The sequence below is a fragment of the Pseudomonas sp. FSL R10-0056 genome (assembly GCF_009600105.1).
Lineage (GTDB): Bacteria > Pseudomonadota > Gammaproteobacteria > Pseudomonadales > Pseudomonadaceae > Aquipseudomonas > Aquipseudomonas bubulae.
Map to the genome: position 1 here is coordinate 35,970 of NZ_WIWL01000186.1, position 13,562 is coordinate 49,531.

11 protein-coding genes and 1 pseudogene are annotated in these 13,562 nt (G+C 60.2%); 7 read left to right on the plus strand and 5 right to left on the minus strand.

Annotated elements, in window-relative coordinates; all coding sequences use genetic code 11:
- Positions 1–52 precede the first annotated feature (52 nt).
- From GHO42_RS15255 to GHO42_RS15265, 3 genes are all read left to right on the plus strand, one after another.
- Entirely contained in the window at positions 53–778 is a 726-nt protein-coding gene (locus GHO42_RS15255; RefSeq protein WP_153327342.1) for a 4'-phosphopantetheinyl transferase, read from the plus strand.
- Positions 779–851: 73 nt separating this feature from the next.
- Positions 852–2,606 (plus strand): ATP-binding protein, encoded by a 1,755-nt coding sequence (locus tag GHO42_RS15260; protein ID WP_095024318.1) that lies wholly within the window; start codon positions 852–854, stop codon positions 2,604–2,606.
- Positions 2,607–2,609: 3 nt separating this feature from the next.
- Positions 2,610–3,944 carry a sigma-54 dependent transcriptional regulator gene (locus GHO42_RS15265; protein WP_095024302.1) on the plus strand — a complete coding sequence of 445 codons (1,335 nt, stop codon included), beginning with the start codon at positions 2,610–2,612 and terminating at the stop codon, positions 3,942–3,944.
- Positions 3,945–3,995: 51 nt separating this feature from the next.
- Here GHO42_RS15265 and GHO42_RS15270 read toward each other — a convergent pair whose 3' ends face one another.
- Together GHO42_RS15270 and pobA are read right to left on the minus strand one after the other, a co-directional pair.
- Entirely contained in the window at positions 3,996–5,513 is a 1,518-nt protein-coding gene (locus tag GHO42_RS15270; protein ID WP_178126960.1) for an MDR family MFS transporter, read from the minus strand.
- Between the two features lie 57 nt (positions 5,514–5,570).
- Positions 5,571–6,755, minus strand: a complete 1,185-nt coding sequence (gene pobA / locus GHO42_RS15275; RefSeq protein ID WP_095025570.1) for a 4-hydroxybenzoate 3-monooxygenase — start codon at positions 6,753–6,755, stop codon at positions 5,571–5,573.
- Between the two features lie 173 nt (positions 6,756–6,928).
- Between pobA and GHO42_RS15280 the strand changes: the two genes are divergently transcribed.
- The gene (locus GHO42_RS15280) at positions 6,929–7,810 is read left to right on the plus strand and encodes a helix-turn-helix domain-containing protein (RefSeq protein ID WP_095019411.1); all 882 of its coding nucleotides are present in this window, start codon (positions 6,929–6,931) and stop codon (positions 7,808–7,810) included.
- 387 nt (positions 7,811–8,197) lie between these two features.
- On the opposite strand, the gene GHO42_RS15285 is transcribed toward GHO42_RS15280, so the two are convergent.
- Positions 8,198–9,103, minus strand: a complete 906-nt coding sequence (locus tag GHO42_RS15285) for a LysR family transcriptional regulator (protein WP_095024300.1) — start codon at positions 9,101–9,103, stop codon at positions 8,198–8,200.
- 112 nt (positions 9,104–9,215) lie between these two features.
- Between GHO42_RS15285 and GHO42_RS15290 the strand changes: the two genes are divergently transcribed.
- Both GHO42_RS15290 and GHO42_RS15295 read left to right on the plus strand, forming a co-directional pair.
- On the plus strand, positions 9,216–10,100 hold the full coding sequence (locus GHO42_RS15290) for an MBL fold metallo-hydrolase (protein WP_153327340.1): 885 nt from the start codon (positions 9,216–9,218) through the stop codon (positions 10,098–10,100).
- 29 nt (positions 10,101–10,129) lie between these two features.
- Positions 10,130–10,747, plus strand: a complete 618-nt coding sequence (locus GHO42_RS15295; protein WP_153327338.1) for an NAD(P)-dependent oxidoreductase — start codon at positions 10,130–10,132, stop codon at positions 10,745–10,747.
- A gap of 3 nt (positions 10,748–10,750) precedes the next feature.
- On the opposite strand, the pseudogene GHO42_RS15300 reads toward GHO42_RS15295, so the two are convergent.
- Both GHO42_RS15300 and GHO42_RS15305 read right to left on the minus strand, forming a co-directional pair.
- Positions 10,751–11,754: pseudogene (locus GHO42_RS15300) on the minus strand (Fic family protein).
- Positions 11,755–11,943: 189 nt separating this feature from the next.
- Positions 11,944–12,828 (minus strand): LysR substrate-binding domain-containing protein, encoded by an 885-nt coding sequence (locus tag GHO42_RS15305; protein WP_153327336.1) that lies wholly within the window; start codon positions 12,826–12,828, stop codon positions 11,944–11,946.
- 111 nt (positions 12,829–12,939) lie between these two features.
- On the opposite strand from GHO42_RS15305, the gene GHO42_RS15310 reads away from it, so the two are divergent.
- Positions 12,940–13,562, plus strand: a 623-nt coding sequence (locus tag GHO42_RS15310; protein WP_256671111.1) for a thiamine pyrophosphate-binding protein, incomplete at its 3' end; no start/stop codon positions are given.

Below are 13,562 nucleotides of genomic sequence, written 5' to 3' on the forward strand. Positions count from 1 at the left end.
ACATACTCTGAACAATTGCACAGCCGGGCCAAGCCCCGGCACAATGCCCGGCATGAACCGACTCCCCGCCCTGCCTGCCTGCTGCACGCCATTGCGTGACGACTGGCCCTTGCCAGAGGTCCTGCCCGCCAGTGTGTGGCTGAGCACAGACTTTATCCCGGCACAGCTTGAAGACGACGACTTTGCCCGCAGTGCAATCGATATGCCTGCGAGTATTCAACGCTCAGTGGCCAAACGCCAAGCCGAATTTCTGGCCGGGCGCCTGTGCGCCCGCGCAGCGCTGCGGCAACTGGATGGCACTTGCGTGGCTCCCGGCCTGGGTGAAGACCGCGCGCCCGTGTGGCCAGACCATATCTGCGGCGCCATCACCCACAGTAACGGCCGCGCCGGGGCACTGGTAGCCTTTAAACGTGACTGGCAGGCCCTGGGCATCGACCTGGAAACCCTGCTCAGTCTCGAACGCGCCAGGCGCCTGGCCAAGGAAATCCTTACTCCCGATGAGCTTGTGCGTATGGCCGCCGGGCCTGCAGATCAGATTGCGCTGCTGGTCACCTTGACGTTTTCGGTCAAGGAAAGCCTGTTCAAGGCGCTATACCCGCTGGTGCAAAAACGCTTCTACTTTGAACACGCCGAAGTGTTGAACTGGACCCCCCAAGGGCATGTACGCCTGCGCCTGCTCACCGACTTGTCACCTGAGTGGCAACATGGCAGTGAGCTGGATGCGCAGTTTTGCCTGCTGGACGGGCAACTGCTCAGCGTGGTGGCGATAAAAGCCTGACCCAGTTGCCCTGTGGCCGCGGGATACGCCCGCCATGCTATCGTGCGCGCCCCTGTTCGAACGGTTTGCCACCATGCCTGTGACGTCTCGCGCCCTGCGTCTGGCGCTGTATTGCCTGTTGATCCTGGCCGGAGCCATTCTGGCTGGCGGCTGGGCGATGCGTCAGGCCAAACAGCACGCACTGGAAGAGAGCGCCAGGCGCGGGCCTGAACAATTGAGCCTGTATGCCAATTCGCTGTACACGGTGATCGAACGCTATCGCGCCCTGCCAGCCGTACTGGCACTGGACCCGGAGTTGTCGGACGCACTGGCGCACCCCATGACGCCGCAGGTGCAGGCGCTGCTCAACCGCAAGCTGGAACGTATCAACGGTGCAGCACAATCTTCGACACTGGAGTTGCTCGACAGCACCGGCCTGGCAGTAGCCGCCAGCAACTGGAACACGTCCAATAGTTACGTCGGTCACAACTACGCGTTCCGCCCGTATTTCAGCCAGACACGCAGCCAGGGTACCGGCAGCTTTTATGCCGTGGGCGTAACCAGCGGCATACCGGGTTACTTTATGTCCAGCGCGGTACAGGGTGCCGACGGCCGGTTTCTGGGCGCCATGGTGGTCAAACTGGAGTTTCCGGAACTGGAGCGCGAGTGGAGCCACGGCAGCGACACGCTGCTGGTCAGTGACAACCGGGGCATTGTATTTATTGCCAATCAGCCCGGCTGGCGCTATCGCCACCTGCGCGAGCTGAACGACCGCGACCGCAGCGCCATCAGCGTGACGCGACAATACGACAAGCAACCGCTAACGCTGATGACCTCGCAGACCTTGCACAGTTTTGGTGACAACAGCTACCTGAGCCGCGTCAATGGCCCGCAGGGCCAGGCTGACTACCTGTGGGGCTCGCAACCCCTGAACATCGAGGGCTGGACGCTGCACTTGCTGCGTCGCCCGGCAATACCGGCCGAAGACAGCCGCAATGCCGCCCTGGCGGCAATCGGCCTGTGGCTGACGCTGGTATTTCTGGGGCTGTTTTTACTCCAGCGCTGGCGGCTCGCCCGTTTGCGCCAGCGCAATCGGGCAGAACTTGAACAACTGGTCGAGGCCCGTACCCGGGATCTGCGCACCGCCCAGGATGGCCTGGTGCAATCCGCCAAACTGGCGGCGCTGGGGCAAATGTCAGCGGCGCTGGCCCATGAAATCAACCAGCCCCTCACCGCCCAGCGCATGCAGCTGGCGACCTTGCGCCTGTTGCTCGATCACGGTCGTATCGATGACGCCTACAAAGCCCTGGAACCCCTGGAGCAGATGCTCACACGTATGGCCGCCCTCACCGGCCACCTGAAAACCTACGCCAGGCAAAGCCCCAGCGGCCTGCGTGAAAAACTGGATCTGGCTAATGTGGTGGATCAGTCCCTGCAACTGCTGGAGCCACGCCTGAAGGACGAACAGATCGACTTGCACGTCAATCTGCAGCGTCCGGCCTGGGTGCGTGGCGACGCAATTCGCCTGGAGCAGGTACTGATCAACCTGCTGCGCAATGCCCTGGACGCCATGGGCGACAAACCGCGTAAACACCTTGAGATCCGTATCGAAGCCGACCAGCAACTGTGGCGCCTGACCGTCACTGACAGCGGCGGCGGAATTGCCGATGAATATTTGGGTAAAATTTTCGACCCGTTCTTCACCACCAAACCCGTGGGCGATGGATTAGGCTTGGGCCTGGCGGTGTCATACGCCATTGTTCATGAAATCGGTGGTCGCCTGACTGCTTGCAATCACGTTGATGGCGCGCAATTCACGCTGACACTGCCCATCGCACAGGAATCTTGAGACATGCTCAACTCGGTGATCGTGGTCGATGATGAGGCCAGTATTCGCAATGCCGTCGAACAGTGGCTGAGCTTGAGCGGCTTTGACGTGCAGCTTTTCAACAACGCCGAAGACTGTCTGCACCGGTTGCCTGCGCATTTTGCCGGAGTGATTGTCAGCGATGTGCGCATGCCGGGCATGGGCGGCCTGGCCCTGCTGACCCGGTTGCAGCAACTGGACGCGGATTTGCCGGTGATCTTGCTGACCGGCCATGGCGATGTACCCATGGCAGTAGAAGCCATGCGTGATGGTGCCTACGACTTTCTGGAAAAGCCCTTCAGCCCCGAAGCCCTGCTCAGCAGCCTGCGCCGCGCGCTGGAAAAGCGCCAACTGGTACTGGAAAACCGCCGCTTGCATGAGCAGGCGGGCCTGCGTGAGCAGATCGACGGGCGCCTGCTTGGGGTATCGCGCAGCTTGCAGACCTTGCGCCGTCAGGTCCTGGAACTGGCGCCTCTGCCCGTCAATGTGTTGATTCGCGGCGAGACCGGCAGCGGCAAGGAGCTGGTCGCCCGCTGCCTGCATGATTTTGGCCCACGTGCCGACAAGCCCTTTGTGGCCCTCAACTGCTCGGCAATCCCCGAGCAACTGTTTGAAGCCGAATTGTTCGGCCATGAAAGCGGCGCCTTTACCGGCGCCCAGGGCAAGCGTATCGGCAAGCTGGAGTACGCCGATGGTGGCACCTTGTTTCTGGATGAAATCGAAAGCATGCCACTGGCCCAGCAAGCCAAACTGCTGCGAGTGCTGCAGGAGCAAAAACTCGAGCGTCTGGGCTCCAACCAGAGCATCAACGTGAACTTGCGGGTGGTTGCCGCCACCAAACCCGACCTGCTCGACGAAGCCCGCGCCGGACGCTTTCGTGAAGACCTGGCCTATCGCCTGACCGTGGCCGAATTACGCCTGGCGCCGCTGCGTGAGCGGCGCGAGGATATTCCCTTGTTGTACGACGCCTTTTCACGCAATGCCGCTGAACGCCTGGGGCGCAGCGCACAAGTGCTGAGCGGCCCGCAGCTGTCACGTCTGCTCAGCCATGCCTGGCCAGGCAATGTGCGCGAGCTGGCCAACGTAGCCGAGCGGGATGTGCTGGGTTTGGGCGAGCCGCAATTGCCCGACACCGACGCGGGGCAATCACTGGTGGCGCAACAGGAAGCCTTCGAGGCGCAGTGCCTGCGCGCGGCGCTGACCCGGCATAAAGGTGATATCAAGGCAGTGCTCAATGAGCTGCAGCTGCCGCGACGTACCCTGAATGAGAAAATGCAACGCCACGGGTTGGCGCGTGAGGCATTTTTAAGTGCCGAATAAACCACACCCCCCTGGCCTTTCGGGAGAGGGCCGCGGGGCTTTTGTTCAGCCCTAGCGCGCCTTGTCCTCACGCCCGCGCAGTACCTGGTCGGGCATCGCCAGCGCCGCCGCCAGCCCCAGCAATGACACTGCCGCACTGATGCTCAACAGATGACGGAAGGTCAGCAGCAGCTCTGCTCTAAGGCTTTGCAGCGCCGGCCCCTGAACCGCGCTCAGACTGTCGAGCAGTACATTGCCCGAGCTGCCTTCGCCAATCAGCGGCTGGCCCATGACCGGTACCGGTAACGAGTCATGCAGCAATGCCAGCAGCAGGGCCGACATCAAGGCCACCCCCATCGCCCCGCCCAGGGCACGAAACAGGTTGGTGGTGCTGGTCGCCACGCCAATATCATGCTGTTGCACCGAGTTCTGCGCGCCCACCAGCGACGTCGGGAACTGCATGCCGGAAGCTATCCCGCTGAACAGCATAAACACCCCGCTCAACAACTCGGCGCCGGGCGGGCTGAATGCCATGCCCAAAATGGACAGGGGCATCAGCGCCGCCCCGCTCAAGATCATCGGTTTGTAGCGCCCGGTTACCGAAGTCATGCGACCGGCAAAATAAGCCCCCATCGGCAACCCGATGGCCAGCGGCAACAGGTGCAGGGCCGCGCCGTCGGCACCGGCGCCAGTGATGCTCTGATAGCGCAGCGGCATCAACACAATCAGCGAAATAGCCTGAAAACTGGTGAAAAATACCGTGCACCAGCACAGCACCGCATGGCGGTTGGCAAACAGGTGCATGGGCAGCAACGGCTCTGGCGTGCGCCGTTCATGCCAGACAAACAGCGCCAGGGCGATCAGCGCCACCACCAGAAAGCCTGCGACCTGTTGGTCATGCCAGCTTTGGCCCTGACCGATAAAGGTGATGCTCAGCAGCAGTGAAGTCAGGCCCAGGATCATCAACATAGTGCCCAGGTAGTCAATCACGGGTTTGCGCTGCGGCACCGGCAGGCCGACCAGGGTACGGTGGGAGATCCACCAGGCCGCCAGCCCCAGCGGCAGGTTGATCAGGAATACCCAGCGCCATGACAGGTACTCGGTCATATAACCGCCCAGCACCGGCCCGGCAACGCTGGCCAGGGCATACATGCTGCTGAAGTACCCCTGGTAGCGGCCGCGTTCACGGGGCGGGACGATATCGCCGATGATCGCCTGGCTGACAGAAATCATCCCGCCGGCGCCAATGCCCTGAATGATCCGCGCCAGCACCAACTGCTCCATGTTCTGTGCCAGCCCGCAAAACAGCGAAGCCAGGGTAAACAGGCCCATGCCGAACAGCATCAGGCGGCGGCGCCCGTACAGGTCACCGAGCTTGCCGTAGATCGGCACCGCCACGGTCATGGCCACCATATAGCCGGAAATCACCCACGCCAGCTGGCTGACATCCTTGAACTGGGCGGAAATGGCGGGCATGGAGACGGCGACGATGGTCTGATCCAGCGCCCCCAGAAAAATCGCCAGCATCAGGGCAATCAAAATGCTGCGAATGGCCGGTTTGGCCTGGGGAGGCTGGTTCAGACTGGTCACGTGAACACCTGTAGGCGAAGCTTGTATCGGATGGCCCTCAGTGTACTCGATAGGATCCTATTCGATAGCTTCGTAAGGGAGCCCGACGTAATTTTCTGCAATGGTGGTGCGGCCTGCCTCGGAGTCGACGAAATACGCCAGCTCGCTGTCAGTAATGCGCTGGCTGAAGCCGTCGCTGTCCGGAAAACGGTGCAACATCGAGGTCATCCACCACGAGAAGCGCTCGGCCTTCCAGATACGCCGCAGGCACACCTCGGAATAGCGCTCCAGCAAGTCGGTGCGGCCCTCGGTGTAGACCTTGCACAACATAGTGAACAGGGTGCTGACATCGCTGGCCGCCAGGTTCAAACCCTTGGCCCCGGTCGGCGGCACGATATGAGCGGCATCCCCCAGCAGAAACAGGCGCCCGTACTGCATCGGCTCAACGACAAAACTGCGTAGCGGCGCGATACTTTTCTCGAGGGAAGGCCCGGTCACCAGGCGTTCGGCCAGAGCCGTGGGCAGGCGGGTTTTCAGCTCGTCCCAGAAGCGCTGGTCGGACCAGTCCTCGACCTTCTCCCCAGCAGGAACCTGCAGGTAATAACGGCTACGGCTGGCCGAGCGCTGACTGCACAGGGCAAAACCGCGCTCGTGGCGGGCATACACCAGTTCGTCATTGACCGGTGGAGTGTCGGCCAATACACCGAGCCAGCCGAAGGGATACACCCGTTCGAAAATTTTCAGTACATCACTCGGAATCGACTGGCGCGCCACCCCGTGAAAACCATCGCAGCCCGCAATGTAATCGCAGTCCAGGCGCCAGCTTTCGCCCTCTTTATCGAAGGTGACATAAGGTGTATCGGTTTTCATATCGTGGGGCTGGACGTTGCTGGCGCTGTAATGGGTTTGTGCGCCGACGGCCTCGCGAGCGTCCATCAGGTCGCGGGTGACTTCGGTCTGGCCATAGACCATCACGGTCTTGCCGCCGGTCAGGCCCTTGAGGTCGATATGCACCTGGCGATCATCCAGCGCCAGCTCAAAGCCCGCATGCACCAACCCTTCGGCGTCCATGCGCTGGCTGACACCGGCCTGGCGCAACAGGTCGACCATGCCCTGCTCCAGCACCCCGGCGCGAATCCGCCCGAGGACATATTCGCCGGTCTGGCGCTCGATGATGACGTTATCAATCCCGGCGTTGTGCAGCAGTTGGCCAAGCAGCAGCCCTGAAGGACCGGCACCGATAATAGCGACTTGAGTTCTCATTATTGTTGTCTCTCGCAGACTCGACCCCAAGGGGTGAGTAGATTCTTATAGGTTAGTGCCTGTATTTTTCGCTTGCGAGAGCAGCAATTGAAGGTGTTAACCCTGGGATTACCGGTACTTTTCGCCAATCAGTGCGATTATCGGCCGACGATACAACAACAGGTACGACGCCAATGATTCCTTCAGTCCCGGTGTTCAAGCTTTATGGCGAGCAGCAAGACCGGCTCGGCCCCGATCTGCTGCACTGCGAAACCATATCGCTGCGCAGCCGCGTCCACGATTGGGAGATCCGCCCGCACAGGCACGCCGACCTGTGCCAGTTGCTCTATGTCCACCAGGGTCGGGCGCAGGTTGAGGTCGAGGGGCAGCGCCATATCCTGGAGCAATCGGCGGTTCAGGTTATCCCGCCTTTGTGCGTACACGGGTTTGAGTTTTCGCCCAACGTAGAAGGCTTTGTCCTGACCCTGGCCGCGCCGTTGGTGGCGCAGTTGCAAGCCCAGCTGGGCGACAACATCAGTCTGTTGCAGCGGGTCGCCAGTTACCCCGCAGGCAAGGACAGTGATTACCTCAACAACCTGTTCAGTGAGCTGCAAAGCGAATACGACAGCGTACGCCCTGCCCGCGAAATGCTGCTGCAGTCGCTGGTCAGCGTGCTGTTGGTGTGGGTGGCACGCCAGGTGCTCCAGCGGCGTGAGGCGCGACAGTTGCTACCACGGGGGCACGAGTATCTGGGCCTGTTCAATCAACGGGTCGAGGCGCAGTTTCGCCAGCAGCCCAGTGTTGAGCAGTTGGCACATCAGGTGGGGATTTCAGTGGCGCACTTGAACAGCATCTGCCGCGAGCTGGCGGGACAGTCGGCGTTGCAGATCATTCACCAGCGGTTGTTATTGGAGGCCAAGCGTCATTTGATTTATACACCGATGACCATCAGCGAAGTGGCTGATAGCCTGGGTTTTGCAGATCCGGCGTACTTTGCGCGGTTTTTCCGACGCCTGAGTGGGACATCACCCAGTACTTTTCGAACCGGGCGGACTGACATAATCAGCCCGCCCTGACACTCCGGGGCATCCTACCTCAGAGCGCTGAACATGGCATTGCAGTGCGCGCCATTGCAACTGGCGATCAATCCGGCTGCCTGGCGGGTTTGCTCGGCGCGGTAGCAAGCGCTAGCAAACAGGACAGCGGCAGCGAAAACGATAAAAACAGTCATACATGTTGTTTTTGTTTTGGTAGTCATGGCATTGGCTCCCTTGACGTCACAGCTTTGAGGCTAGTTCAGACACAGGTTCTTGCCATGCCAGTTGTACGAGTGGTCGTGCCCGATTTCATCCTTCAAATGGACTAGACATGTGATTCCTGTAGCCGCTGCAGCGAGGGAAAACTGCACTTGTGGGAGCGAGCAGGCTCGCTCCCACAATAGGGCTTGATCTGCAACAGCGTATCTATAGATATTTATCCCACACCGGTTCGTCGGTAAAGCGCTCGGCGAGGAAGTCGAGCATGCTGCGCAGCGTGGCCGGCATATGTTTACGTGAGGCGTACACCGCGTAGATGTTCATCAGGCGCGGTTCTGCTTCGGGCAACAGGCGCACCAGCTCACCGCGCTGTACAAACACCCCGGCCTGATAGCTGGGCAGCAGCGAAATTCCCGCGCCAGCCAGTGTGGCACTCAACAGGGTGCTGGCTTCATTGGCGCTGATATTGCCCTGCACCGGTACCGACACCTCCTCACCCTCGCAGGTGAAATGCCACATGCTCTTGCCGTAGTAGGAATGGGTCAGGCAGTTGTGCCCACTAAGGTCATCGACCTGCTGCGGCGCCGAGTGTTGGCGTAAATAGGCCGGGGATGCGCACAGCACCGAGCGACAAACGGTCAGCTTGCGGGCAATCAGGCTCGGATCCAGGTCATTGCTGGTACGAATTGCCAGGTCGATGCGTTCATCCACCAGGTTCACGGTACGATCGAGCATCTGCAGGTCGATGCTGACCTGGGGGTAAAGCCGTACGTAGTCGGTGACTGCCGCCGCCAATTGCGCCTGGCCGAACGAGGTGCTGACGCTGATCCGCAACAGCCCCCGCGGCGCATCACTGGGCACCTCCACCGCGGCCTGCATGTCGTCGGCCAGTTCCAGCAACTGCCGGCAGCGCGGCAGGGTTTCATTGCCCGCTGCCGTCAGACTCAGCTTGCGCGTGGTGCGGTGCATCAGGCGTGCGCCCACCCACTCTTCCAGTTCGGCCAGGTAACGCGACACCACGGGGCGCGACAGATCCAGGTGGTCGGCTGCCGCAGACTGGCTACCGAGGTCGACGACGGTGACAAACACCCGCATTGCAATAAGACGATCCATGATCTGCCCGATATCTGAAACAAACTATGTTCAAGCATCGCATTTTTAGTTCGCGATCGGGCAACTAAGCTCTGTCCATCGCCAACCCTGGCCACTGATTCAGGAATCACCCATGAACGGATTTTCCACCCTTCGCCGTTTTGCCCTCAGCGCTGCAATGCTGGGTTTTGCAGCCCATGCGGCGGCGGCCCCGGCGCCTTTGACCCTTGACGTGTACAACCCCGGTGCAGCGGCGATTTTCCCGGTTTCTTCGGTGCTGATCAGTGGTGACAAGGACGCCATCCTGGTCGATGCCCAGTTTGGCAAGGCCCAGGCCCGCCAGGTGGTCGACAAGATTCGCGCCAGCGGCAAACACCTGACCACCATCTATATCAGCCACGGCGACCCGGACTACTACTTCGGCCTGGAGACCCTGACCCAGGCGTTCCCTGACGCCAAGGTGGTGGCCCCGGGGCCGGTGGTTGAGCATATCAACCAGACCAAAGACGCCAAGCTGGCGTTCTGGGGCCCGCAGATGGGGGCCGATATGCCGCAACAGTTGATCGTGCCGCAGGTGCTCAAGGGCAACACCCTGGACCTTGAAGGGCGTGAACTGGATATCGTCGGCCTGAGCGGACGTCAACCGGACCGCACCTTTGTGTGGATCCCTTCCATCAAGGCGGTGGTGGGCGGAGTGGTAGTGGCCGACAACCTGCACGTATGGATGGCCGACACCCAGACACCGCAATCGCACAAGCAATGGCTGGCCACCCTTAAACGTATCGACAGCCTGCAACCGAAAATCGTGGTACCGGGCCATTACCTGGGTGACAGCGACCGCTCGTTGAAAGCGGTGTACTTCACCCGCGACTACATCAAGGCGTTTGACGAAGAGGCGCTCAAGGCCCGCAACTCGGGCGAATTGATAGCGGCCATGAAAAAACGCTACCCGGACCTGGGCGAAGAATCTTCGCTGGAACTGAGTGCCAAGGTGGCCAAAGGCGAAATGAAGTGGTGAACGCTACTACCTACTCACTGGAGAATATCATGAGCAAAATCGCAATCATCGGGGCTACCGGTCGTGCCGGCAGCCAACTGCTGGAAGAAGCCCTGCGTCGTGGTCACAGCGTCACGGCCATTGCCCGCAATGCCTCGAAAAAACTGGGTGAGCGTACGGGAGTGGTGGTCAAGGATGTCGATGTCAACAACGCCCAGGCCTTGCAGGACGCCGTTGCTGGCCATGATGTGGTGCTCAGCGCCGCGCATTTCTCGACCCTGCCGGCCTCGGCCATTATCGAGCCGGTAAAAAAAGCCGGGGTCAAACGCCTGCTGTTTGTGGGCGGTGCAGGCTCACTGTTGCTGCCGGGTGACACCAAAGTCATCGACAGCCCGGGCTTCCCCGACGAATACCGGCCTGAAGCCACGGCGGGCGGCGTCTACCTCGACACCTTGCGCGCCGAAAAAGACCTGGACTGGAGCTTCCTGTCACCCTCGGCCGAATTTGTCGAAGGCGAACGCACGGGCAAGTTCCGTCTGGGCACCGACCGCCTGCTGATCAACAGCGAAGGCAAAAGCTGGATCAGCTTCGCCGACTTTGCCATCGCCATGCTCGATGAGGTCGAACAGCCCAAGCATTCCCGCCAGCGCTTTACGGTGGGGTATTAAGTTTCAGGGTACGGGGCGATTGCGCCATTTCGCGCTTCGCCCCTTGCCGGTGGACTCAATCAAACCTTCGGATTTCAAAGCGCGTAACACCAGGCGCACCGTGTCTCGGCTCGTACCGGGGCATGCCTGCTCAATCTCGCTGATTGAAAAAGGCAGTGAACGGTTCAGTACGGCTATGCGAACGCGGCTGCTCTTGTTACCGTACTTTTTCTCGATGGTTCCAACCCGCGCTTCAAACTCTTTATAGGCTTTGATCAGCGCGCCCCAAAAGTAATTGAGCCAAGGCCCTGCATCGTGAGTGCCTAAATGCCAATTAACAGAGCTGGCCTCCAGGGTTTCGTAATAGCTCTCCTTGCTGTCTTCAAAAATCCGCTCAAGGCTGATGAAACGGCCTACGACGTAATCAAACTGATAGAGCAGCAAGAGAGTCAGCAGGCGTGCAACGCGACCGTTGCCATCTGCAAAGGGGTGGATACACAAAAAGTCCAAAACACACAACGGAACCAAAACCAGTGGATCGGCAAGTTTTTGCTGATTTGCGCTGTAATAGCGGCTTAGCAGATCACTCATGGCCATCGGCGTCAGATGAGCGGGAGTGGGTGTGAATCTCACCCTGAGACTGCCATCAGGATGACGCTCGATGATGTCGTTGTTGGTTGATTTCCAGCTGCCTCCCTCTTGTGGCAAGTATCGATAAAGAATCGTATGTAACTGGCGTACCGTGCCTTCCGAGAAAGGCATGGCATCGCAGGCTTCGTGTATCAGCGACAGCGCATCCCGATAGCCGGCAACTTCCTGCTCGGAGCGACTTTTAGGCTGGGCATTTTTGATCATCAAGGATTTCAGGCGGCGGGCGAAACGATTACGCCCTCCAGACGGCTGGATGATTCTGCGGACTCAATTACTGCCTGCTGCTTGAGATCTGCGAGCGCTTCTGCCGATTGGGCGACAAACAGCTTTTGCTTGCCCCTGTACTCGCCCAGCGCCCTCAGGGTTGAAAGCTGCAGGCCGTCAAAGCGAAGTTAGGTCAGATGTTCGACGGTGAGCGAGTGCATAAACGTCCTTAAATAGGGTAATCCAAAGGATTAAATGGGGCTTTATTGACTGTTTTTACCCCATTTACTCAAGAAATACCCCCTTTAAACTGTTACAGCGATTTTTTCCGCACCAGGAGAATGGGCTGTATCGATACAGGGTTAATCCGTGCAGCGCGTCTGCTCCACCAGCCAGTCCAGCAACTCGCGCAACGGCGCAGACGCCTCGTGGCGTGGTGAGCACACCAGCAGGTAGGCGGCGCCGGTACGCACTTTGAAATCGAAAGGCATGGCCAGTCGGCCTGCCTTGAGGTCGTCGCCAATCAATGACCAGTCGCCTATCGCAACACCGTTGCCCTGGGCGGCAACGGTCATGGCCAGGTCCAGGGTGTCGAAGTACTGGCTCTTGCGGATCGCCGACACATCGCCCCCCGCCGCATTCAGCCACTGGGTCCAGTCCTGCTGGTCTCGGCTGGGATGTAGCAGGGTGTGCTGCGTCAGATCGCCCAGCTGGTTGATGGCATCGCGACCCTCCAGCAGCTGCGGGGCACACACCGGGGTCAGTTGTTCGTCAAACAGGTGCCTGCCCTGTCGCTTGGGCCCTGGCTGCGGGCTGTACACCACTGCCGCATCAAACGCCTCACGGCGAAAATCCACCCCGTGCTGCACACTACTGGTCAGTTCCACCGGCACATCCGGGCGCAATGTTTGCCAATGCAGCAATTTGGGTAGCAGCCAGCGCAGCATGCAGGTGGGTGCCTTGATCTGCAGCGGGGTACGGCGAATGCTGGCGTACTCCACGGCCTCGCCAATCAGGTCGAATACCTGTTCGATACGCGGGTACAGCGCCTGGCCCTGCTCGGTCAGGCTCAGGCCACGGGCCTGGCGGTGGAACAGCGGGTAACCCAGATGCTCTTCCAGCCCGGCAATTTGTCGGCTCACCGCCCCTTGGGTGATATGCAACTGTTCGCCGGCACGGGTGAAGTTGCAGCACTGGGCCGTGATCAAAAACGTATGCAGCGCAGGAAGTGGTGGAAGGCGTTTCATCAATGGTCAGCCATGAGTCCAGGACATGGCTAGTATGAGCACGTTTGCGTTGTGCGTACCACAGCCGGCCGTTTCAATGGTCTTTTCCAGAACAAAAAAGGAACAGGACACATGGCGACGTGCGGCGAAGTATTGGTCAAGTTGCTGGAGGCGTACGGGGTCGAACAGGTGTTCGGCATTCCGGGAGTGCATACCGTTGAGCTGTATCGAGGGCTGGCCGGTTCGACGATCAACCACATCACCCCGCGTCATGAGCAGGGTGCTGGCTTTATGGCCGACGGCTATGCCCGCACCAGCGGCAAACCGGGGGTGTGTTTTATCATCACCGGGCCGGGAATGACCAATATCACCACCGCAATGGGCCAGGCCTATGGCGACTCGATCCCGATGCTGGTGATTTCCAGTGTGCAGTCGCGCAGCCAACTGGGCGGCGGGCGCGGCAAGCTGCACGAGCTACCGAACCAGAGCGCGCTGGTGGCCGGGGTGGCGGCGTTTTCCCATACGCTGATGTCGGCGACGGAACTACCAGGCGTACTGGCCCGGGCCTTTGCCCTGTTTCAGGCCGGCCGACCGCGGCCGGTGCATATTGAAATACCTCTGGACGTGCTGGTGGAGAATGCCGACGCCCTGCTCGCCAGCCAACCGGTGAGCATTGCCCGCCCCGGCGCCGCGCCTGCTGCCATTGAACAGATGGGCCAGCTTCTGGCCCAGGCCAAACACCCGCTGATTCTGGC